Source organism: Pseudomonas sp. UBA5706 (assembly GCF_002419965.1).
Lineage (GTDB): Bacteria > Pseudomonadota > Gammaproteobacteria > Pseudomonadales > Pseudomonadaceae > Aquipseudomonas.
In genome coordinates, this window is the sequence record NZ_DIHC01000038.1 from 108,030 (window position 1) to 130,218 (window position 22,189).

Annotated in this window: 19 protein-coding genes; 16 read left to right on the forward strand and 3 right to left on the reverse strand. The window is 58.6% G+C overall.

Annotated elements, in window-relative coordinates:
- The first annotated feature begins 82 nt into the window (after nucleotides 1-82).
- The 6 genes from B3I26_RS18410 to B3I26_RS18435 are packed head-to-tail and all read left to right on the forward strand — an operon-like array spanning nucleotide 83 to nucleotide 9,687.
- Nucleotides 83-1,789 (forward strand): DUF1302 domain-containing protein, encoded by a 1,707-nt coding sequence (locus tag B3I26_RS18410; protein WP_313482440.1) that lies wholly within the window; start codon nucleotides 83-85, stop codon nucleotides 1,787-1,789.
- Between the two features lie 36 nt (nucleotides 1,790-1,825).
- A complete protein-coding gene (locus B3I26_RS18415) occupies nucleotides 1,826-3,205 on the forward strand; it encodes a DUF1329 domain-containing protein (protein ID WP_296259690.1) in 1,380 nt (459 codons plus the stop codon).
- 52 nt (nucleotides 3,206-3,257) lie between these two features.
- Nucleotides 3,258-4,322 (forward strand): WD40/YVTN/BNR-like repeat-containing protein, encoded by a 1,065-nt coding sequence (locus B3I26_RS18420; RefSeq protein ID WP_296259692.1) that lies wholly within the window; start codon nucleotides 3,258-3,260, stop codon nucleotides 4,320-4,322.
- Nucleotides 4,323-4,347: 25 nt separating this feature from the next.
- The gene (locus B3I26_RS18425; protein ID WP_296259693.1) at nucleotides 4,348-6,834 is read left to right on the forward strand and encodes an efflux RND transporter permease subunit; all 2,487 of its coding nucleotides are present in this window, start codon (nucleotides 4,348-4,350) and stop codon (nucleotides 6,832-6,834) included.
- Nucleotides 6,831-8,447 carry a class I adenylate-forming enzyme family protein gene (locus B3I26_RS18430; RefSeq protein WP_296259694.1) on the forward strand — a complete coding sequence of 539 codons (1,617 nt, stop codon included), beginning with the start codon at nucleotides 6,831-6,833 and terminating at the stop codon, nucleotides 8,445-8,447. Before B3I26_RS18425 ends, B3I26_RS18430 begins: the two co-directional genes overlap by 4 nt.
- Nucleotides 8,448-8,499: 52 nt before the next feature.
- A complete protein-coding gene (locus B3I26_RS18435; protein WP_296259695.1) occupies nucleotides 8,500-9,687 on the forward strand; it encodes an acetyl-CoA C-acyltransferase in 1,188 nt (395 codons plus the stop codon).
- A 38-nt stretch (nucleotides 9,688-9,725) separates the two neighbouring features.
- On the opposite strand, the gene B3I26_RS18440 is transcribed toward B3I26_RS18435, so the two are convergent.
- The gene (locus B3I26_RS18440) at nucleotides 9,726-10,424 is read right to left on the reverse strand and encodes an SDR family NAD(P)-dependent oxidoreductase (protein WP_296259696.1); all 699 of its coding nucleotides are present in this window, start codon (nucleotides 10,422-10,424) and stop codon (nucleotides 9,726-9,728) included.
- A 281-nt stretch (nucleotides 10,425-10,705) separates the two neighbouring features.
- On the opposite strand from B3I26_RS18440, the gene B3I26_RS18445 reads away from it, so the two are divergent.
- The 10 genes from B3I26_RS18445 (at nucleotide 10,706) to B3I26_RS18490 (ending at nucleotide 19,797) form a co-directional block, all read left to right on the forward strand.
- Nucleotides 10,706-11,080 (forward strand): Zn-ribbon domain-containing OB-fold protein, encoded by a 375-nt coding sequence (locus B3I26_RS18445; protein ID WP_296259698.1) that lies wholly within the window; start codon nucleotides 10,706-10,708, stop codon nucleotides 11,078-11,080.
- An 8-nt stretch (nucleotides 11,081-11,088) separates the two neighbouring features.
- On the forward strand, nucleotides 11,089-12,213 hold the full coding sequence (locus B3I26_RS18450) for an acyl-CoA dehydrogenase family protein (RefSeq protein ID WP_296259699.1): 1,125 nt from the start codon (nucleotides 11,089-11,091) through the stop codon (nucleotides 12,211-12,213).
- Nucleotides 12,210-13,412: an acyl-CoA dehydrogenase family protein gene (locus B3I26_RS18455; RefSeq protein WP_296259700.1), complete on the forward strand. Its 1,203-nt coding sequence runs from the start codon at nucleotides 12,210-12,212 to the stop codon at nucleotides 13,410-13,412. Before B3I26_RS18450 ends, B3I26_RS18455 begins: the two co-directional genes overlap by 4 nt.
- 57 nt (nucleotides 13,413-13,469) lie before the next feature.
- Nucleotides 13,470-14,669, forward strand: coding sequence for an acyl-CoA dehydrogenase family protein (locus tag B3I26_RS18460; RefSeq protein ID WP_296259701.1), 1,200 nt, complete (start codon nucleotides 13,470-13,472; stop codon nucleotides 14,667-14,669).
- Nucleotides 14,670-14,671: 2 nt separating this feature from the next.
- On the forward strand, nucleotides 14,672-15,811 hold the full coding sequence (locus tag B3I26_RS18465) for an acyl-CoA dehydrogenase family protein (protein WP_296259703.1): 1,140 nt from the start codon (nucleotides 14,672-14,674) through the stop codon (nucleotides 15,809-15,811).
- Between the two features lie 63 nt (nucleotides 15,812-15,874).
- A complete protein-coding gene (locus B3I26_RS18470) occupies nucleotides 15,875-16,468 on the forward strand; it encodes a TetR/AcrR family transcriptional regulator (protein WP_296259705.1) in 594 nt (197 codons plus the stop codon).
- Nucleotides 16,461-17,201 (forward strand): enoyl-CoA hydratase-related protein, encoded by a 741-nt coding sequence (locus B3I26_RS18475; protein ID WP_296259707.1) that lies wholly within the window; start codon nucleotides 16,461-16,463, stop codon nucleotides 17,199-17,201. The genes B3I26_RS18470 and B3I26_RS18475 overlap by 8 nt, the downstream gene beginning before the upstream one ends.
- 74 nt (nucleotides 17,202-17,275) lie before the next feature.
- The gene (locus B3I26_RS18480; protein WP_296259708.1) at nucleotides 17,276-17,665 is read left to right on the forward strand and encodes a hypothetical protein; all 390 of its coding nucleotides are present in this window, start codon (nucleotides 17,276-17,278) and stop codon (nucleotides 17,663-17,665) included.
- Nucleotides 17,666-17,990: 325 nt separating this feature from the next.
- Nucleotides 17,991-18,281, forward strand: a complete 291-nt coding sequence (locus B3I26_RS18485; protein ID WP_296259710.1) for a hypothetical protein — start codon at nucleotides 17,991-17,993, stop codon at nucleotides 18,279-18,281.
- A gap of 211 nt (nucleotides 18,282-18,492) precedes the next feature.
- Nucleotides 18,493-19,797, forward strand: coding sequence for a tyrosine-type recombinase/integrase (locus tag B3I26_RS18490; RefSeq protein ID WP_296259711.1), 1,305 nt, complete (start codon nucleotides 18,493-18,495; stop codon nucleotides 19,795-19,797).
- Nucleotides 19,798-19,818: 21 nt separating this feature from the next.
- Here B3I26_RS18490 and B3I26_RS18495 read toward each other — a convergent pair whose 3' ends face one another.
- Together B3I26_RS18495 and B3I26_RS18500 are read right to left on the reverse strand one after the other, a co-directional pair.
- Complete coding sequence (locus B3I26_RS18495) at nucleotides 19,819-20,667, reverse strand: formylglycine-generating enzyme family protein (protein WP_296259712.1); 849 nt, start codon at nucleotides 20,665-20,667, stop codon at nucleotides 19,819-19,821.
- A gap of 83 nt (nucleotides 20,668-20,750) precedes the next feature.
- Nucleotides 20,751-22,148 carry an arylsulfatase gene (locus B3I26_RS18500; protein WP_296259713.1) on the reverse strand — a complete coding sequence of 466 codons (1,398 nt, stop codon included), beginning with the start codon at nucleotides 22,146-22,148 and terminating at the stop codon, nucleotides 20,751-20,753.
- Nucleotides 22,149-22,189: the final 41 nt, after the last annotated feature.

Below are 22,189 nucleotides of genomic sequence, written 5' to 3' on the forward strand. Positions count from 1 at the left end.
ATGCATTTCCTGAAACGCTGGTTAGTCCCGGCGGGGCGAAGCCAAAAAAATAAAAACCGATCAGAGTCGGAGAAGCAGCCAAGTGAAAAAAACACAGAAAAATGCATGCGCTTCAAAGGGAATCGGCAGTCATGCCTGTGCTCCACGTTCCATTGCTCTGTTGCTCGGCGCGGCCTGCTGCCCCGTGCTTCACGCCATGCCGATCGATGTCGGGAATCCCGACTTCGATGTTCGTTGGGATAACACGGTTCGCTATAACGCAGGCTGGAGGATGGAAGGCCAGAAATCGGGTTTCGATAACTCGCCTTACTTCGACGACACTGAGCACAAATTCGATCGCGGTGACATGGTCACCAACCGTCTGGACCTGATCTCCGAACTGGACGTGATCTGGCGTCAGGCCCACGGTTTTCGTATCAGTGCTGCCGGCTGGTATGACGCTGCCTATCAGGACAGCGCCGAGCCCAATAGTGCGCTAGGCGCCAGTGGCAACTATAAGAACAATCACTACAACGGCTACACGAATCGCTACATCGCCGGCCCATCGGGTGAAATCCTCGATGCATTCGTGTTCACCAACTTTGCGATCGGCAGCGCCAACGTCAACCTCAAGGCCGGTCAGCACAACGTTTACTGGGGCGAGTCGCTGTATTCGATAGGTAACAGCATTGCCTACTCTCAAGGGCCGATCGACACGATCAAATCCGCCACCAGTCCTGGTGCCGAGGCCAAGGAGTTGTTCCTGCCGCTTAAGCAGGTTTCCAGCGAAATCCAGTTGACCGATGAGTTGTCGGTCGGAGCGCAATATCTTCTGGATTGGAAGCCGTTTCGCCTAGTTCCCGGTGGCACTTACTTTGGTCCGTCCGATGGATCGCGCTCCGATTACGGCAACACCACCGCAGCGGGTTTTCAGATTCCTAACGGCAGCGATTTCGAGCCAGCGCATCAATCCGGCAACTTCGGCCTGAACATGCATTGGTCTCCTTACTGGCTGGGCGGTACTGCCGGGATCTACTACCGAAAGTTCGATGAAAAGCTTCCCTGGAGCTTCACCCAGATCGGGCTCGTCGGGGGGCGCCCCGTGCCGCAAGCGATTCGTCTTGGGTATGCACGTGACACCGAGTTGTACGGTGTGAGCCTTTCAAAAAACATCGGAGTGATCAGCGTCGGCAGCGAGATTTCCTATCGCAAGAACACGGCGCTTAATTCGGTCGCCGGTTACAGCGTGATTACTGCTACGGGCGATCCTTCCTACAGCGATATCGAGGGTGCCCGTGGTGACAGTTGGCATGCGTTGATCAACGGCATCTACCTGTTGCCCAAAACCTTCCTCTGGGATGGCGGCACGCTGCAGGGCGAACTGACCTACAACAAGCTGCAAAAGATCACCGAGAATGAAAACCGCTTCAACGCTCGTGGCTATGGCTGTACTACGGCGTATTCGAAGAACTGCGCAGACAAGCATTCGGTCGGGATGCAGATTGGTTTCACGCCTGAGTGGCCGCAGCTCTTTCCGTCCTGGGACATCTCGATGCCGGTCAGCCTGGCCTATGGCCTGGACGGTAACAGTCCGACATTGGGTGGCACGAACGAGGGCGCCTATAACTATTCCATCGGTGTGTCTGGGAAATGGAAAAACCTGCACACAGTGACGTTGCGCTGGGTGGATTCTCACGCTGACTATGCGAAAAATCCGGCGACCGACTACGTCACCAGCGCCTATACCAACGGATCCTCCAACCAGAACAATCACGGCTGGCTGTCACTCTCCTACAAGACAACTTTCTGATTTCGTTTCGCTGATAGGCCGATGAAGGAGTAACCAATGAATAACAAGAACAAGATCATGCTCGGCGCGGTTGGACTGCTGATGATAGGGCAGGTCCTGGGTGCGCCCTCCGAGGATGAAATTGCTCAGTTGGGCAAGACGCTGACCCCAATGGGCGCGATCAAGGCAGCGAGTGCCGACGGTACGATTCCGGCCTGGGATGGCGGCGTCTGCAAACCGCCGTCTGACTACAAGCCGATCATGGGTGACAAGGGTGGCTCGCCCTACGCAGATCTGTTCAACAACGAAAAACCGTTGTACGTCATTACTGCGGCCAACATGGCCAAGTACGACAAGCAATTGGATGAGGGCAACAAAGAATTGCTCAAACGTTACCCCGACAGCTACAAGCTTGAGGTATACCCGACCCACCGGACGGCATGTTATCCACAGTTCGTCTACGACAACACCATTAAGAACGTCAGGAAGCCCAAGCTGGTCGGGTCGGCACCCGGCGTCGCGGACGCTCACGCCCAGGTCCCGTTTCCGATTCCCAAATCAGGTTACGAGGTGATGTGGAACGCGTTACTGCGTTACGAAGTGCCTTATATGGAAGGCAGCCAGGATGCTTACCTGATCGATACGTCTGGCGGCAAAACGCTAACGAGTACCCAGACCATTGCCAACCGCAATCTGTACTGGGACAACTCGCTGGATAGCGTCCCTGCCAACCAACCATACTGGGCCTTGATCGCGACCACCACAGCGCCTTCTTCGCAAGTCGGAACTAAACAGCTGCGGCAAGCCTTTCTTGATCCGGATCAGCGTGACTCCATGGCCTGGTCCTACATTCCAGGGCAACGTCGCGTTCGCCTGGCGCCTGAATTCAAATACGACACGGTAAGTACTACCAGCGGCGGGGTCCTGCTCTTCGATGAAATCCAGGGTTTCGATGGCAAAATGGACAAGTTCGATTTCAAACTGCTTGGCCGTCGGGAAATGCTGGTGCCTTACAACGACTATAAGGCATGGGCCGCGAGCAGTGACCAGATCAACGCCCCCAAACACGTCAATCCGGACCTGATGCGCTGGGAGTTGCATCGTGTATGGGTTGTCGAGGGCACCCTCAAACCAGGTGAGCGCCATGTCCAGAAGGTCAAACGTTTCTATATTGATGAAGACAGCTGGACCTTCCTGGCCTACAACTCCGAGGATCAGTCGGGAAAAATCCAGCATGTCATACACTTTCCTGCCATCCAGCAGTACGAAAAACCTGCATTTCGCAGCAGCCAATATCTGCTTTACGACCTGAGCAAAGGCGTCTACGCCAACGGTTCGATGATGGGCGCGCCAGGCAAGACCGGCTTCGCCGTTGTCCAGCCATGGTCAAGCAACTTCTTCACCCCAAGTTCGCTGGCGGGCACCGGCGTTCGCTGATTGAGTGAACAGGACGGGGAGCCTTGCTCCCCCTTTGGGGCAGGAGGGGAAAATGAGCGCATATCGTGCGATCGGGTGGTGCTTGCTGAGCGCATGCCTCATCGGAAACCAGGCCCTGGGGGCCAACGTCTTCAAAGACCCGCTCGATGTACCGGCCATGCAGGTACACGACGTTGAACGTGGTCATTTCAGTGCCGTGACACAGGCCGGAAAGAAGCTCGTTGCCGTGGGCTCAGGAGCAATGATCGCCGTTTCCAGCGATAAGGGTGCAAGTTGGACACAGGTGCAGGCGCCGGCCTCGTCCGATTTGCTGGCGTTGCACTTTCCGACCCCTGATCAGGGCTGGGCGGTCGGCCACGACGGCCTGGTGCTGCACACGTGCGATGGTGGCCTCAACTGGGTCAAGCAGTTCGACGGTAGACAGGCAGCGCGGCAACTGATCGAGCGCTACAGCGCTCAGGTCGAGGCGGGAAACCCCGAGGCCCAGGCCTTGCTCGACGGCGTCAAACTCAATTATCAGGACGGACCCGAGCAGGCATTGATGGACGTCTGGTTCGCTGATGCACAGAACGGCTTCATCGTCGGCACCTTCGGCACTCTGTTCGCGACCCATGATGGCGGCCAGACCTGGGAGTCGTGGATGGAGCGTGTCGACAATCCGGAATTTCTTCATTTCCTGGCCATCAGCGGCGATGCGGATAACGTCTACATCGCGTCGGAACGCGGCATCGTGTTCAAGCTGGATCGTCAGCAACAACGCTTCACCGCACTGCAGACAGGTTATGCCGGCTCGTTTTTCGCCATTAATGCAGCCCAGGGCCGGGTCGTGGCCGCGGGTTTGCGCGGCAGTGTCTACAGCTCGGACGATCAAGGGCGAAGCTGGCGTGTGGTTCCCAGTGGGATCAATACCGCATTCACTGCGATGCACCTCATGAGCGACGGCCGCTACCTGCTGTCCAGCGTCGATGGAAGGCTCATGATGGGGGACGCTGCAATGACAGGTTTCACACCGGTAAAAACAGCGCGGGGAGGGCGTTTCTCCAGCCTGACGCAGAGTGATGAACGCTCAGTGGTGACAGCGGGCTATTCGGGTATACGCGTCGTTGAACTGAACTGATCCGGTCAACTAGTAAGAGGCAAACATGGCTGGAAGCAATGTGATTGACATGAAGGTAATTTCCGACCCGGCGCAGTTCGACCGGCAAAGCGGTAATTGGCTGGAGCGCGCGGTATTCAATCATCGGGCGCTGGTGATAGTGCTCTGCGCGTGTCTGACAGTGTTCCTCGGCTGGAACGCGTTGAAGCTTCCGGTCAACGCCAGTTTCGAAAAGATGATTCCTCAGTCTCATGCCTATATCCGCAATTACTTCGATAACCGTAACTCGTTGCGCGCCATGGGTAACTCGGTGCGGATCGCGGTGGAGAATACCCAAGGCGACATTTTCGACAAGGACTACCTGCTGACCCTGCAGAAAATCAACGACGTAGTTTACCTGCTGCCGGGTATCGATCAGGGCTGGATGCGTGGTTTGTGGACCAGCAGCTTGCGCTGGACGGAAGTGACTGAGCAGGGCTATCGAGGGGGTCCGATCATTCCGGATCGGTGGGATGGCACACCTGCCTCGATGGATGGTCTGCGTGAAAACATCTACCGCGCTGGCATCATCGGCAGCTATGTCGCCAACGACATGAAGTCCTCGATGATTTTCGTCCCCTTGCTCAGCCTCGATCCCACGACAGGCAAACCGCTGGACTACAACGTGCTTTCCCGGCAACTGGAGGAGCAGGTACGAGGGCTGGAAACGCCGACAATAAAAATACACATCGTTGGCTTTGCCAAGCTGGTAGGTGACCTGATCGACGGCCTTTACCAGGTCATGGCCTATTTCGCGATCTCGGTGCTGATTGCCAGCCTGCTGGTGTTTTTCTATACACGATGCTGGCGCAGTACCGCGTTGCTGGTGTCCTGCGCATTGCTGGGCGTTGTATGGCTGCTCGGCCTGCTCAGCGTGCTGGGTTTCGTTCTGGACCCTTATTCGATCCTGGTGCCGTTTCTTATTTTCGCGATCGGGTTATCCCACGGTGCGCAGAAGATGAACGGCATCATGCAGGATGTCGGCCGCGGTACACACAAATACGTCGCTGCACGTTATACCTTCCGCCGTCTGTTCATGGCGGGGTTGACCGCCTTGCTGGTGAACATCGTCGGCTTCGCGGTACTGATGATCATCGACATACCCGTCATCCGGGACATGGCGCTGACCACCAGCCTGGGTGTGACGGTGCTGATTTTCACCAAGCTGTTCCTCATTCCGGTGCTGTTGTCGTATTTCGGCGTCAGCCAGAAAGCCGCCGAGCGCAGCGTGCGGTCGATGGAGGAGGTCGGCGAAGGACGCAGCCCGCTGCAGTCGATCCGCTACTGGCTGATTCGCCTGACCGAGCGGCGGCGAGCCATCGTGGCCATAGCTCTGGCCACGATGCTCACGTTCGTCGGGCTTTGGGCGGGGCATGGCGTTCAGTTCGGCGACTTGAACGCGGGGGCGCCGGAGTTGCGCCCCGAGTCGCGCTACAACCAGGACGTTGCATTCGTCACGCGCAATTACGGGCTGTCCATGGATCAGTTCGCGATCATGCTCAAAACAGGGCCAGGCCAGTGCACGCAATACGCATCGGTCGTGGAGGCCAACCGCCTCAGTGAGCAGTTGCGCCAGATCCCCGGGGTGCAAACTACCTTCTCGTCGGCGGACGGCATCATGCTGGCGACTTCCGGAATGTTCGAAGGCAATCCCAAATGGCTTACGATTCCACGCAACACCAGCAATCGCAGCCAGGCATTCCAGAATTTCTCCACCGACCGACCTGAGCTGGCGGACCGCAGTTGCACGGTCACACCGATCGTTGCCTACCTCGCTGACCATCGGGCACAGACGCTGGACAGGGTGGTGAAAGCCGTCGAGACGTTTGCCGCCGCGCACAACGGCGACGATCGTCAGTTTTTGCTGGCTGCCGGCAACGCCGGTATCGAGGCGACCACCAATATCGTGGTCAAGCAAAGCTTCTGGACACTGCATCTGGTGCTATATGGCGCCGTTGCGTTGCTGTGCTTGCTGACGTTCAGAAGCTGGCGAGCCACGCTCGTTGCGCTCATCCCATTGATCATCACCTCGATTCTGTGCGAGGCCTTGATGGCGCTGTTGGGCATTGGCATCAAGGTTGCGACCCTGCCGGTGATAGCCGTCGGGGTGGGTGTCGGCGTCGATTACGCACTGTACCTGCTGAGTGTGCAGCTAAGACTGCAACGCGATGGCGCCAGCCTTGCCGAGGCCTATCGGGGCTCACTCGACTTCGTCGGCAGGATCGTCGCCCTGGTGGGTTTGACCATGGCTGCCGGGGTGTTGCCATGGATCTGGTCACCCATCAAGTTCCAGGCCGACATGGGCATTCTTCTGGCTTTTATGTTTCTCTGGAACATGATTGGGGCACTGGTGCTGGTCCCGGCGCTGTCTCACTTTCTCTTGCAAAGCTCCAGGGATGGTCGCGCCTCGGCCGTCCAGATAAGTGTGCCGCAATCGCGCTCGGAGGCGGCGGACGTTGGGCAACGGCAATCGGTTGAAAGGATCAGGGCATGAAGGCCCGCGACCCGACGCTACGGCCCCAGGCGCGACTCCAGGTGCAGTCCCGGGGCCGCTTGCTGCGCGCACCAACATTCTGGCAGCTGTTGCAATCTCGGGCGGCCTGCACCCCACATGCAACGATGCTGATCGACGGCGAGCGCGGCCTGCGCATCACATTCGCCCAGGTCCATGACATCGCCCAGCGATTGGCCGCAGGGCTGCACGCGCTCGGGATCAGGTCTGGCTCGACAGTCACGTGGCAGTTGCCGACAGGCAGTGTCGCGGTGGTGACGGCGCTGGCCCTGGCAAGGCTGGGTGCGGTGCAGAATCCGGTGATCTGGCTGTATGGCGCTCGGGAGCTTGCCACGGTACTGGCGCGTAGCCAAAGCCAGTTTCTGCTCATCGATGGCAGCGATGAAGCGCGACAGCGGGCAGTCGATGCGATGAGCACGCTATGCCTGGCGCCTGCATTGATTCCAATGTCTGACGAGCTTCCGCAAGGCGAGCCATCTTCGCTTGAGCCCTTTGCGGGCGATTCTGACGGCGCGCGCTGGGTCTATTACACCTCTGGCACCACGTCGCAACCCAAGGGCGCGATGCACAGTGACAACACCTTGATGCTCGGCGGACTCAACCTGGCACGGGCGATGCAGGTGGGAAGCCATGATGTCGGCAGCATCGCCTTTCCCTACGCGCACATTGGGGGGGCGATGTACACCGCCATGTTGCTTGCAAGCGGCATGAGCGCGGTGCTGGTCGAGCGCTTTCAAGCCGCCAAGGCGGTGCGTCTGTTTGCCCACCATAGGGTGACGACCACGGGCGGCAGCACCGCGCATTATCAGGCGCTGCTGGCCGAGCAGCGCGGCCAACCGGAACGCCCGCTTTTGCCTGCGATGCGTTTGCTGTGCGGAGGCGGCGCATTTTGTCCTGCCCCATTGCATGAGCAGGTGCGAGCCGAGTTGGGCTGCACGCTGACGCACAACTACGGCATGACAGAAATTCCCTTGATCTGCGCCGGTACACCATCGGACAGCGCCGAGGCGCTGGCTGGCAGCTGTGGCTTGCCCGTCGAGGGCGTTGAGATGCGCGTCGTCGGAAAAACAGGAGTGTTGCCCTCAGGTGCGGAAGGAGAGATTCGCGTGCGGGGCCCGGCAGTGTTTCTGGGTTACACCGACCAGTCGCTGATGACTGAGGCGTTCGACGAGGACGGCTTCTTTCGTACCGGCGATCTGGGTCGGGTACGTCCGGACGGGCGTGTGGTTCTCACCGGCAGGCTCAAAGACGTGATTATTCGCAAGGGCGAAAATATCTCGGCCCTGGAGCTTGAAGAAATTCTTCAGCGTCACGACAAAGTTGCGGCGGCGGCCGTGATCGGCCTGCCGGATGCGCAGCGTGGCGAGCGGGTGTGCGCGGTGATTGAGCCCGCGCCCGGCCAGCCGCCACTGACTTATGAAGAAATGGTCGGGCTGTTCCTGTCGGCCAGGGTCATGGTGCAGAAAATTCCCGAACAGCTGGAAATCGTTGATCCGCTGCCGCGTAACGACACCATGAACAAGATCCTCAAGCATGAACTGCGGGCCCGGTTTTCATCCAGCGAACAGCCACCCCTGTCGCAGCCTTCCGGCTGACAGTGCAAGCATTGCGTGATCCTCAGAAACTCACCCCAGGAGCATTCTTCCCATGAGAGAAGCCGTTATCGTGTCCACGGCCCGAACCCCGATCGGCAAAGCCCATCGGGGGGCGTTGAACAACATTAAATCACCGACCCTCACCGCGCATGCCCTGTGGCATGCGGTTCAACGGGCCGCAATCGACCCCGGCGAAGTCGAGGATGTGATTGTCGGCGCGGCGATGGGGGCCGGAACGGCCGGGCGAAATCTTGCGCGTGCCGCTGCATTGCGTGCAGGGCTGGGCGTTCATGTGGCCGGCTCAACGGTGGATCGGCAATGTGCTTCTGGCCTGATGGCCATCTCTATCGCCGCCAAGCAGATCATCGTCGACGGCATGGACATTGTGCTGGGTGCGGGTTCGGAAAATGTCAGCGCGCTCACTCCGGCCTATCTCGAATGGGCCGTTCGTGACAAGGATCAAGCGTTGATCGACTGCGTGCCGGCCGCCTACATGCCGATGATCGATACGGCAGAGTACGTGGCCAATAAATATGGCATAAGCCGCCAGGCGCAGGACGCGTTTGCCTTGCAGGCTCATCAGAGGGCAGCGGCAGCGAGGTTGGCGGGACGCTTCGAAGAGGAAATCGCGCCCATAGCAATCATCCAGAAACTGGTCGACAAGCACACTCAGGAAGTCAGCTATCGCGAGCAGGTATTCAGCCGCGATGAATGCCTTCGTCCGGAAACCACCGCTGAAGGTCTGGCGGCATTGAAGCCGGTGCTCGAAGGTGGATCGGTGACTGCCGGCAACGCCAGCCAGCTTTCAGACGGCGCCAGTGCCTGCCTGTTGATGGAGGCCTCTGTGGCCGAGCGCAAGGGGCTGCAACCGCTAGGGGCCTATCGTGGGTTCATCGCCACTGGGTGCGCGCCCGAGGAAATGGGCATCGGTCCGGTAAGCGCCGTTTTGGCCTTGCTGAAAAAACACGGGTTGACCGTCGACGATGTCGGACTCTGGGAGCTCAATGAAGCCTTTGCCTGTCAGGCACTGTACTGCCGCGAGCAACTGGGCATCGATCCACAAATCTTCAATGTCAACGGCGGCGGCATCGCCCTGGGGCACCCCTTCGGTATGACGGGATCGAGACTGGTCGGCAGCGCATTGCTGGAAGGACGGCGCAGAGGTGTGCGGTTTGTGGTCGTGACGATGTGCGTTGGCGGCGGCATGGGCGCCGCCGGCCTGTTTGAAGTCTACGATTGAAAGCACAACGGCGCCGATCACGGGATCGGCGCAGCGCCTCAACTCAGCCCGACCACCGGGATGACAGCGCCGTGAATGGCGTTGGCCGCTGGCGAGGCAAGGAAAGTGATCACATCAGCCAGTTGCCCGGTGGACACCCAGGCCTGCGGATTCGCGTCTGGCATCGCTGCGCGGTTGGCAGGAGTGTCGAGGATGCTCGGTGCGACCGCATTGACGTTGATCCCTTTATCGCGCAGTTCCATTCCCATGGATTCGGTCAGCCTGGCGACCACGCTTTTCGCTGCGCAGTAGGCACCCATCTGCGCTTTTCCGCTGATCGCCGACACAGCTGAGATATTGATGATCTTGCCGCTGCCGGCATCGAGCATTCCCGGTACGACGGCCCGGCAAGTATTGAGTGTCGTGGCAACGTTGAGATCGTGCATGCGTTGCCAGTCTTCGGTATTCGCAGCATGCACGGGGTTGCCCATGGTGAAGCCTCCTGCGATGTTGCACAGGACGGTTGCCGGGCCCAGCTTGCCGAGTATCTGCGCCATGGCAGTCTGGGTGGCGGTGTTGTCGGTCAGGTCGACGACCAGAAATTGCTTGTCGCCGGCGACCTGGGCGTAGGCGCTGTGCAGCATGTCTTCGTTGCAGTCAATCAGCAACGTCGAGGCGCCTTTGTCGAGGAATGCCTGTGCAACCGCCCGACCCAGTGCGCCCGCCGCGCCTGTAATTACCACCAGTGAAGCCACCATTGTGTTCTCCTTTTTTATATAGCTGACGTTATGTCAGTTTATACACCTGCTTGACGAGCTGCAAGGCGATCATTGCGGCGCCGTTACGTGTTAAAGAACTCCAAGCGGTGGATTTTTTAAGAAGGACTTGCGTCTATCTGCAAAATGCCATAGAAATGACACTGTGTTAGTTATAAGCGCTTTTAACGGTTTCCGTGTTCTTCACATGAGAGGGCGGGGACAATCACCCGGTTTGTTTGAGAGGTACACCTATGAATAGCACCGCAAGAGTGTTACCGGCGTTGACCGAGTTGAACCGTTTCTTCTGGACCGGCGGGCAGGATGGGCAACTACGCTTTCTTCACTGTTCGAGCTGCAGCACGTACATCCATCCTCCTCTTCCGGTTTGCCCGCATTGCCAAGGCGGGGAACTCACACCGCGCGTTGTATCCGGCCAAGGTCGTATTGAGGCGCTGACGGAGAACCACCAGGCATGGCGTGAGGAACAGCAGGTGCCTTACGCGATCGCTATTGTCAGTCTCGATGATCAGCCAGGTTTGCAGATGACCAGCAATATCGTTGGGTGCGACCCGCAATCTGCTTACATCGGCCAGCAGGTCAGGGTGGTCTTTGAAGCGATCGAAGATATCTACCTGCCGTTGTTCACCCCTGCTTGAGAGCCGCCATGCCGAACAGTCACGCTGAAGAACTGCAGACCATCGCCGATCAGGCGCGGCGGCTGCTGGAAGACCTGGCAACGCCCGAGCAACTCAAGTTGCTTCTGGAGCGTCCTGGTAATTTTGATCACTCCCTCTGGGCACATGCCGTCGAGCAAGGTTGGCCATGCGTCGCCATTGATGAACCGGCAGGAGGCCTGGGGCTGGGATGGGTCGGACTAGGTGTCCTCTGTCAGGAAGTCGGTCGTGTCAGCGCCTCCTTGCCGCTGATCGCCAACACGGTGGTTGCACATGCGCTGTCCTTGCACCAACAGTCCGGCGAGGGCTCGCCCGAGGGTTTGCTTCAATTTCTGATATCTGGAGAGCGTGTCGCCTGTCTTGGCCTGGGCGATCCCGACGACAGCGGCGTGGTCGGTCTTCGCAGCGCTCGCGTCGTTGCCGGCAATATCGATGGCGAGACCGCACTGTGCGCATTTGCGGCCATTGCCGACGTCGCCATGGTCTGGGCCCTTGACGAGGAGGGGGGTGGGCTGTTCCTGGTGGAGCTTGGCCATCCGGGCGTTCATCGATCGTTAGAGCCAGGCTTTGATAACGCCCGTGCCATCGCCCGGTTGGCATTCGAGAAGGTTCCGGTTCTCAAGATCGGTGCAGAGCACGAGGTGCGTGAGGTGTCCAGCCTGACGGCCTTACTGACCTGTTTTGAGCAGCTGGGCGGGGCGCAGCGTTGTCTGGACATGGCTTGTCAATACTCCCTTGAACGTCGGGCATTCGGCCAGGCGATCGGGGGATTTCAAGGCGTCAAACACAAGCTTGCCGAAATCTATTGCCTGCTGCAGATCGCTCAAGGGTGTCTGAGCGATGCAGTGGCGGCATGGGAACAGAAACTCCCAACCCGCTATTGGTTGAGTTCCGTCGCTCGTATCGCCGCAATCCAGGCCTACAGCGCCGCTGCCGAGCAGAACCTGCACGTGCATGGCGGCATGGGGGTGACCTGGGAGGCCATGCCTCATCATTTTTATCGTCGGTCCCGAGCGCTCACGCTAGAACTGGGCGGGGTGTCCTATTGGCGGGAGCGGCTGTTGAGCGAACTTGGCTTCGATTCCATCCAGACGCTTGCGGGAGCCACCCTATGAACGACCCTCTGTCCTTGTATCGTGAACGTGCGCGCCAATGGCTCGCCAATACTGCCCCCAAATACAGTGGCCAAGCCCGGCATGGTCTGAGTTTCGAACAAGACCTGCGGCTAGCCCGCGCGTGGCAAATGCTAAAAGCGCAGGCAGGATTCGCCTGCATCACGCTTCCCGCACGATATGGCGGCGCAGGCGGAACCGAGCTGGAAAAGGTGGTCTTCAGTGAAGAAGAGATGCGCTATGACTTGCCGTTGAACTACTTCAGCATCAGCCTGAACAACCCGCTGCCGATTTTCCTGCGTTATGCCCCCGAGCACTGGAAGCAGCGGCTGGCCCCGGCCACCGTGCGCGGCGAACTGCTGTGGTGCCAGTTGTTTTCGGAGCCGGCGGCAGGGTCGGATCTGGCTTCACTGCGGCTCAAGGCAGAGCCGGTGGAGGGCGGCTGGCAGCTAAACGGGCAGAAAGTCTGGACCAGTTGGGCGCAGATCGCCGACTGGGGCGTTGTGGTTGCCCGCAGCGACTCAAGCCTGCCCAAGCATGCTGGCCTCACCTATTTCTTTCTCGACATGAAGTCTCCCGGGATCACCGTGCAGCCCATCCGGCGGCTGGGCGATGAAAAAGACCTAAACGAAGTTTTCTTCAACGACGTTTTCATCCCGGACGAACAGCGGCTTGGCGAAATCAATGGCGGTTTTCGCGTCGCCGTCGAGACGCTGATGATCGAGCGTTACGCGGTCACTGACGAATCGGGTTACGGGCCCACGCTGGAGCGCTTCATAGAGCTGGCGGCCAATTCCCGCCTTAACGGTATGCCAGCCCTGGCGGACGGGGAGGTGCGGGCGCGCATTGCGCAAGTGTTTGTTGAACGGCAGGGGCTTCGCGCCATTCATCGCAGCGCGCTTGAAGCGTTCGCTCAGGGCAAGGCGCCGGGACCGGAGGGCGCTATTCGCAAGCTGTTATTGGGGCGCACGCGCCAACAGCTGGGGGCGGCGGCGATGGATCTCATGGGCAGTCAGGGGTTGCGGCTGGACCCAGAAAGTCATGCGGTCAACGATTTCGTCCGAGCCTGGCTGGACCCGAGTCTGAGAATCGCCGGGGGCACCGATGAACTCTTGCTCAACACCTTGGCCGAGAGGGTGCTGGGGATGCCTCAGGATCACAGGCCGGACAAGGGCTTGCCGTTCAACTCGCCTGCGAGCTGAGCTCGCCAAGCTGGCATTCGCAACTGAGTCACCACTGCAGAACTCACAGGACTACCTATGGACTTTACCTTCGACTCGGCGGACGAAGCCTTCCGTTCGCAGATTCGTGCGTTTCTGAACGCGCACCTGCCTGCGGATCTGGCGCACCGCAACCGTCGCGGTTATCACCCGTTACGCGAAGACACGCGGCGCTGGACAGGGATTCTTCACGCCAATGGCTATGCTGGGGCGAACTGGCCCGCTCACTGGGGAGGAACGGGCTGGTCGCCGCTTCACCAATTTATTTTTGATGAGCAATGCCTGCTGGCGGGGGCGCCGGCGGTTGATACCGCCGGGTTCAAGATGATCGGTCCGGTCATCATGAACTTTGGCAGCGACGCGATGAAGGCCGAATACGGCCCCAGGATTCTGCGTGGAGAGGTGTTCTGGGGACAGGGTTTTTCCGAACCCAACGCAGGATCCGATCTTGCCTCGTTGACCACACGGGCCGATGTCGACGGCGATTATTACGTGATTAACGGACGCAAGATCTGGACATCGTTCGTTGAAAGTGCAGACATGATCTTCGTCCTTGTAAAAACCGACCTGCAGGCCCGTCAGCGTGGTATTTCGATGATTCTCGTGCCACGCGAGGCGCCGGGGGTGACCATTCGGCCCATCCATGACATCGGCGAGAGTCACAGTCTCAACGAGGTCTTTTTCGATGATGTACGGGTACCCCTTAGTAATCTGGTCGGCGAAGAAGGCAAAGGTTGGACCTATGCCAAATTCTTGTTGGAGAACGAACGCGCCACCAGCGCGGAGTGGCCGCGAAACAACGCTAACCTGCAGCGGCTGCGCGGCTACATGAATCAGGACCGTGGCGACGGTCGGCGCCTGATCGATCGTCCGGGTTATGCGCGTCGTCTTGCATCGCTGGACGTCGACCTCGCCGCATTAAAATGGCTGACATTACGCGCCCTGCATGAAAAAACCGGCGGACAGAATCATCTGCCCATGGGTTCGCTGTTAAAAGTCCGAGGCTCGGAACTGCTGCAAAAGATCGGCGATTTACAGGTGGAAGCGCTCGGCGCTCACGGGCTCTATGTTTACCCTGATACGTTGGGGGACGACACAGCGGAGCATGCCTGGCCACCTGCGCCGGAGTACGCCCCCGGAATCATGGCCGATTACCTGTACCGCCGCGCAACAACCATCTACGGCGGAGCGAACGAAGTACAAAGAACCATCATCGCGCGTTCGTTTCTGGAGCTTTAGTCGTGAATTTTGAACTCAACGAAGAGCAAAACATGCTCAAGGATAGCGTCACCCGTTTCATTGAGGATCGATGCCGGTTCGAAGTACGACCAGGCATTGTCGATAACGGCGCGTTCGCGCCTGCGAACTGGGCGACGTTCGCCGAGTTAGGGTTGCTGGGCTTGGCACTGCCGGACGTCGTCGGCGGCCTGGGTTTCAGCGCCATCGAAACGGCCCTGGTCATGGAGCAGATGGGCCGTGTATTGGCAGTCGATCCCTACTGGTCCATTGCCGTCCTGGCCGCGCAAACGTTGTTGGCCACCGCTGACGGCAAATCACACGCGTTGCTCGAGTCGTTGATAGCGGGTAAGTCCAAGCCGGTGCTCGCCCACGACGAGCCGCTGTCGCAGGGTGATTTGTCGTGGGTAGCAACCCGTGCACAGCAAGCCGGACACCGGAAGTGGCGACTATCAGGCGAGAAAATCGCTGTTGTCGCGGGTAACGTAGCCGATCACTTCATCGTGTCCGCACGCACGGCAGGCGCCAACGCTGATGAAGAAGGCATCAGTCTGTTCCTTCTGGCAAGAGACACGCCGGGGCTGCAGCGCACTGACTGGCGTCTGGTCGACAACCGCTGGGCCAGTCACTTGGTTCTGGCTGACGTCGAGGTCGATGAACGTCACCTGTTGGGGCAGGCCGGGGAAGGGTTTTACGCCATCGAACAGGGCGCGGCGCATGCGCTGGTTGGCCTTTGCGCCGAGGCGGTAGGGGTGATGGAACGCGCACTTTGGCTTACCCGTGACTATCTGAAGATCCGCAAACAGTTCGGTCAGACCCTGAGTACATTTCAAAGCCTGCAACATCGTATGAGCGAAATGCTCATTGAACTGGAGCTTTCCAGAGCGATGCTGCACAGCGCGCTTTGCAGTCTCGATGGGCCACTGCCCGAGCGTCGCCAGGCGCTCTCGATGGCCAAGGCGCACATTGGTCAGAGCGGCCACTTCGTCTGTGCGCAGGCAATTCAACTGCATGGCGGGATCGGTGTAACCGAGGAGTATGTTGTCGGTCATCACTTCAAGCGGATGACCATGATCAATTCGACGCTGGGAAGCCCGACTTTCCATTTCGAGCGCATTGCTGCCTCGTACGTGGTTGTTGAGTGAGTGGCAGACGCGGTCAGGGCGACCATCGGTCGTGACGGATTGAAAGGAAGAGGGTGATTGCCAATGTCCAGGTTGATGGAAATAAAAAGAAATGCGGTCACGCTAATAGCCCGAAATGGATTTGGTGCCATGTCATTGCGAGATCTGGCACGCGCCTCGGGGCTCCAGGCCGGATCCCTGTACGCACATTACAAAAGCAAGGATTCGCTGCTGCTCGAGGTGATGATCGACCATCTGGAGGAACTCATCAGCCACTGGCAGGAAAGCGACCAGCGACGCAAGGGACCCAAGGTCCGGCTCTCGGCGTTTGTCAGCGCCTATATCGAATTCCATTCAGCGCACATCGATCAGTGCTTGATACTGGAGTCCGATATCCGCAGTCTCGACGAGCAAGGCCGCGCGGCAGTCAATGAGCTCAAGCGACAGTACGAAGGCGAGCTTGCTGGCGTGTTGCTTCAGGGGCAGCGAAGCGGCGAATTTCGCATCGACGATATCCCGTTCGCCGTGGTGACACTGACGTCGGTGCTTCAAGGGATATGCAGCCGTTACTGCCGTGACAACGATGTTGCCGTCAGGCATGCCATTTCGCGTGCAACCGTCATGGCGTTTTCGATGGTAGGCGCCGATCGGACGACCGGGGGCGTCAACCATGTCTGACGTACTGATACAACAGGAAAACCGTACGCTGATTCTGCGTCTTGATAGACCCGAAAAATATAACGCGTTCACCGCGGCCATGTACGCCTCGCTTGCCGATGCGCTGCGTGAGGCGAACACCGACGACAGCATTCGTGCGGTCGTCATCACGGGCGGTGAGTCATGTTTTTGCAGCGGTAACGACCTGAAAGACTTCCTCGACGCACCGCCACAAACGCTGAACGCTCCGGTGTTTCGTTTCATGGACGCTGTGCTGGGACTGCACAAACCGTTGATCGCGGCGGTTTGTGGGGTAGCAATCGGAATTGGTACGACTTTGCTTCTGCATTGCGACCAGGTGTGCATCACACATGGCAGCAAACTGGCGCTGCCATTCGTGAAGCTTGGACTGTGCCCCGAGTTCGGTTCGACGCTGAAATTGCCCGCGTTGTTGGGGCCTGTTCTGGCCTCCCGTCTGTTGTTGTGTGGCGACGCCTTTTCAGGTCAGGACGCAGTCGCCTGGAAGATTGCCAGTCACGGATTTGAGCGCCCGGATGAGTGCATCGCCCATGCCCTGGCTCTAGCAGCGCGGTTTGCTGACAGCGACCAGGAGGCGATGAGAGAAACCAGGAAGTTGCTCAAGGCAACGACGCCCGTTTTATCCAACGTCATTCGCGCTGAAAATCAGGCATTCATCGCGCTGCTTAGTAGAGTAGAAACCCGCGAGGCCATAGGCGCGCTGATCAAGGCCTAGCCGTAGTTTGGGCGATACCGATTGCTTGATCCGAACCGCTAACTGGAGCGACATACCTCGACAAGGGTGGCCGTGTGATCGCCAAGACCAAGCCTATGTCATTAGGCGCTGGGCCCTCGCAGGATAACGAGGAGCGCATTTGGGCAGAAATGGTCAAAAACCACGCTCTTAAACGCAACCTCACCGTGCAGGGCGGCGTGATTCCGGCACTGGGCGTTATGCATCGGGAACACTGCTACAAAGAGCAGGATCTGGTTGAACTTGCTAAAGCGTCGGCCTTGGTACCGCCTGATCGGGCGCTCATGGTCGGCAAGGGGCTGTATTGGGGAATGGCGGGTGATTTCGGCATGGCAGTGCACTTCCTGATCCCGCAATTAGAGAATATCGTTCGTTTCCACATGAGAGGAGCGGAGCTGAAAACCTCCAACACTGACTGGAAGGTATCGAGAACGAGAATGGCCTGAGCACGCATGACAACATGCGCAGGTCCTACCAATCCAATGCATGATTTAACATAATATACATTATACGTAGCCAAGGATTTCGTTGACCCCAAGCAGAGGGCTGCTTAAAAATCTCACAGCGCTCTTTTCAAAGCTTCGTGGCACCCCCATCTCTCATTTTGGATTTTCCATACCCAATCCCGCCCACACTCACGCTGTCGTTAAACGAAATCCCCGAGTGTCAGCGCGCCGGACAAATCCGTAAACTCCACCAGCATTCCGACTACGGCTCATCGAATAATTTAGGCACTCGGGCTGGCTACATCTCAAGGACGAATAAGGGCAAATGATAAAACACGCTGTCGCTATGCTGTTGGCTGCCACCAGCCTGAGCACACGGGCCGCAGATTCTGTGACGCTGCCGTTAATCATTCAGATGCAGAATCTTGCCAATGCCTCGATGTGTGAGTCATTCAAAGGCGACGCATCACCGCTTGGCAAGGCCATGAATCAGCAATGTCGACACAGAGAAAGAGCTGAATTTGAGGCCATGCAGGATGCGAAAACTTTGAAGGATTGCATCAAGCCTGGAAATATCATCGATGATGGTGTCAGGAAGTGCAGGAAAGGCATCTGACCTCGCCTTTTTGCAGGGTTTCCGATGAGACAGGTCGGCATACAGATCTGAATATCTGGTTAAGGGTATGGCTAAGACATGCGGTTTAAAGCGCTGGAGGCTTGAAACGCAGATTTGCAATATCCGATAACTGTCAGACCCGGATATTGCATGTCAGCGCTCTGCATAGGATCATACACGGCATTTTTCTTCGTCCTGCCCAGTGATTACTATGTCAGCGCCTTCCACGCCGCATCCACTCTTTGAAACCTATGCACGCTTTGGCGAGCTCAATTTCAGTTCGCTTAAAGAGGAACTGCCCGCTATTACTCAATATTTGATGGCCTTTCCCGCTGAGATTCAGGCGCTGGAGGGATATCGCGCGGTCCGCAGCTTTTTGAAGTCTTACGCGGGCAATGAATCCACCTTCAATTCCTATCGAACTCACGTTGAACGGCTGCTGCTGTGGACGCTGACCAAAGCCAGCGTTCCCCTGCTGGACATGCGCCGCACCCACGCCGAGGCGTTTCTGGAGTTTTGTCTCGCTCCGGACCCTTTCTGGGTCGGCCCCGTGGTCAAATCCCGCTTCACGCGGGTCGGCGGGCGCAAGAAAACCGCGTCCGACACCTACGTTCTGAATGAGGACTGGAAACCGTTCAGCCAGTCAGCGTCCAAAGAAGAGCGCAAGCGTGCAAAAGAAGATAACCGCCCTCTCCTTCAGGAACACTACAAGCCCGCACAAGGCTCGATTGCGCAGATTTTCGCGGTGTGTGGGAGTTTTTTTCAGCATGCGATCGACGAAGGGTTCTGCGAGCACAATCCATTTCGGGCGGTTAAACAGAAGAGTAAATACAAGCAGCGCAGCGTTGGCGATCAGGACACTCGAATCCTGACTTCATTGCAGTGGGACTTCGTGCTTGAAACCGCGGAACAGATGGCTGCACAAGAGGATAAATACGAGCGCACGCTGTTTATCGTCGCGACCCTGTTCGCTATGTACCTGCGCGTTTCAGACCTGGTGGGCCGAGAAAACTGGACGCCGAGCATGGGCGACATGCGGCAGGACGGCGCTGGAAACTGGTGGTATCACGTGGTCGGTAAAGGCAACAAAGCCGGCAAGATCAGCGTGCGCGATGACTACGTCGAACACTACCTCAAGCGCTGGCGCCTGCATCAGGGGTTGTCGCCACTGCCTGGTTTTCGCGAAACCACGCCTTTGATTGCGACGCGCCGAGGTCGCGCCGGGTTGTCGGACCGGCACATCCGAGTATTGCTTCAGGAGGTTTTCGACCGCGCGCTGGAGCGTATGCAGGCCGAAGGCTGGTCGGATGAAGATGTCGCCCGGTTGCGCGCAGCGTCGCTGCATTGGTTGCGCCATACCTCGGCAACCTTTGATGCTCCTCACCGGGATATGAAAGACCTGCAGGTCGATTTGCGACATAACAGCCTCAACACGACGCAGAACGTGTATTACAACTCCGAGGACGAGAAACGAGCTTATTCGATCAAGCGTCTGCCCATGAAGGAGCGCGGATGATCGGCGGTCATGCTCACGACCTCACTCCAGCACACAGCGAAAGCCCATGTGACCGGTACTGCTGACGGGCGTATTGTGACTGCGCGAGGACAGCCGATAACGATTGCAATAACTGGCGTGGCACAGGTATGAGCCACCTCGAATCACTTTGGCGTCGCCGTGCGCAGGTCCTCGCGGGCGATAACGGGTCCGGGCTGAAGCGACGATATGCCAGTCCACGCTCCACCAATCTGCACACCACTCCCAGACGTTGCCAAGCATGTTGAACAGCCCATAGCCGTTCGGTTCGAAGCTACGTGCCGGCGCAGTCCCCATGAAACCATTCTCCGCGCTGTTCACGCTTGGGAACACGCCTTGCCAGACATTGCATCGGTGTTGCCCGTCAACCTCCAACACAGCGCCCCACGGGAATATCTGGTCGACAGTCCCTCCTCGTGCCGCGGCTTCCCACTGCGCTTCGGTGGGCAGTGTTTTACCCGCCCATTGCGCATAGGCGTGAGCATCGTTCCAGGAAACGTGCACCACCGGATGGTCACGGCAATCGTCGTAGCTCGATGCCGGCCCCAGCGGTCGACGCCATGACGCACCAGGCACGGCGCGCCACCAGGGTGTAGCGCCGGGACCCTGCTCCAGGCATGCTGTGCCTGGGGGCAATAACCCGGCGAAGACGAATGACCAGCCAAAAACTTCGGCATCGGTGACGTAGCCCGTATGCTCGACAAATCGCGCGAATTGCTCAGCGGTGACCGCCGTGGCGTCCATCAGGAAACCCTCGATGTAAACGTCTCGAAGTGGCCCCTCGCCGTCGGCAGTGATGCACTCACGTCCCTCCCCGCCTAATCGATACACACCCGCGGGAACCGCACGCATATCAGCGCCGGGCAAACCAGCTAATGGGACCAGCGACACGTTCGCACGGGTGGTCTGATCACGAACAGGGCCGCAGCAACTGCTCATGGATACTCCACGGAAGGTTCACGTGCCTGGGCCAGATACGCTTCGAACTGGGCGATGACACTCGGGTTTTGGGCGGCGATGTTCCGCGTCTCCTTTGGATCGGCCTTGAGGTCGTAAAGCTCCAGCGCCTGGCCTTTACTCATGCGGATCGCCTTCCAGTTTTTCCAGCGCACCGCCTGGCGGAACTCCGGTTCGAAGGTTTCCCAGTAAAAATAACGTGGTTTGAGTCGACGCCCCTCGTCCTGCAACAGCGGACTGAGGTCGACGCCGTCACCTTGTGCCTCAGCCGCTCCGGCCAACGCCAGTGCCGTTGGCAGAAAATCCGGAAAGTAGATCGGTTCATCGCTCAGGCTGCCGGCCTTGATGGTGCCGGGCCAGCGTACGATGAACGGCTCGTGAATGCCGCCTTCATAGAGATCACGTTTGTAGCCGCGATAGATGCCGCTGGAGTCGAAGAACTCGACCACGGCTGTTTGCGCGGCGGTCGGCTCCGAGCGGGCGCCGTTGTCTGACGCGAAAAACACCACGGTGTCGCGGTCCAGTCCCTGCTCTGCCAAGGTTCGCAGGACGCTCCCCACCCCTTGGTCCATCAGCTCGATCATCGCGGCGTAGGACTTCTGATCCTGACTCCAGGGCTCGCCCGCAAACGATCCATAACTCGGCGCGATATACGGACTGTGTGGCGCGCTGTAACCGAGGAACAGAAAGAACGGCTGGTCGGTGTTGCGACGGATGAAATCGCAGGCATCGTCGGTACACAGATCGGTTTCGTAATGCGCGGCGGTATGCCCCAGCGCTTGGGGAATGTCGACCAGTTGCCGGTCACGGTAGCGTTGGGTCGGAAAATACCCTTGAGTGCTCGGCGTCTGGATCAGCCAGCCACGAAACTCATCGAAGCCGTGGTCCATGGGGGTCGCTTGAGGGTCATAGCCGTCCAAATGCCACTTGCCCATCAGCCCGGTGCGATAACCCAGCGTTTGCAATCGCTGAGCAACCGTCACGTCCTGCGCGCCGAGGCTGGCGCGGCGAATGGTCTTGTCGCCTGATTGTCCGAGGGTGCCACCCGCCAGCGCGAAGTTAGCGCGGATGCGGCTGTGCCCGGTGTTGAGACCCGTCAACAGGGTGCAGCGCGAGGGCGAGCAGATGGGCGCTCCCGCATACGCCTGGGTGAAACGCTTGCCTTCACGGGCCAGGCTGTCGATGTAAGGTGTTCGAAGACGACGCTGTCCATAGCAGCCGACATCCCCAATCCCCAAGTCGTCGGCAAGAATGAAAATGATGTTCGGCTTGCGCGCACCTGCCTGGGCCAGGCTGGGGAGCGCGGCCATCGCCAGGGTCGTACCTGCCAGTTCAAGGAAGTGCCTGCGGCTCAGGCTGCCAAAAGGGTCGCTCACGCTGCTGAACTCCTGATGTATTAGCGATCGACACGTCTTGA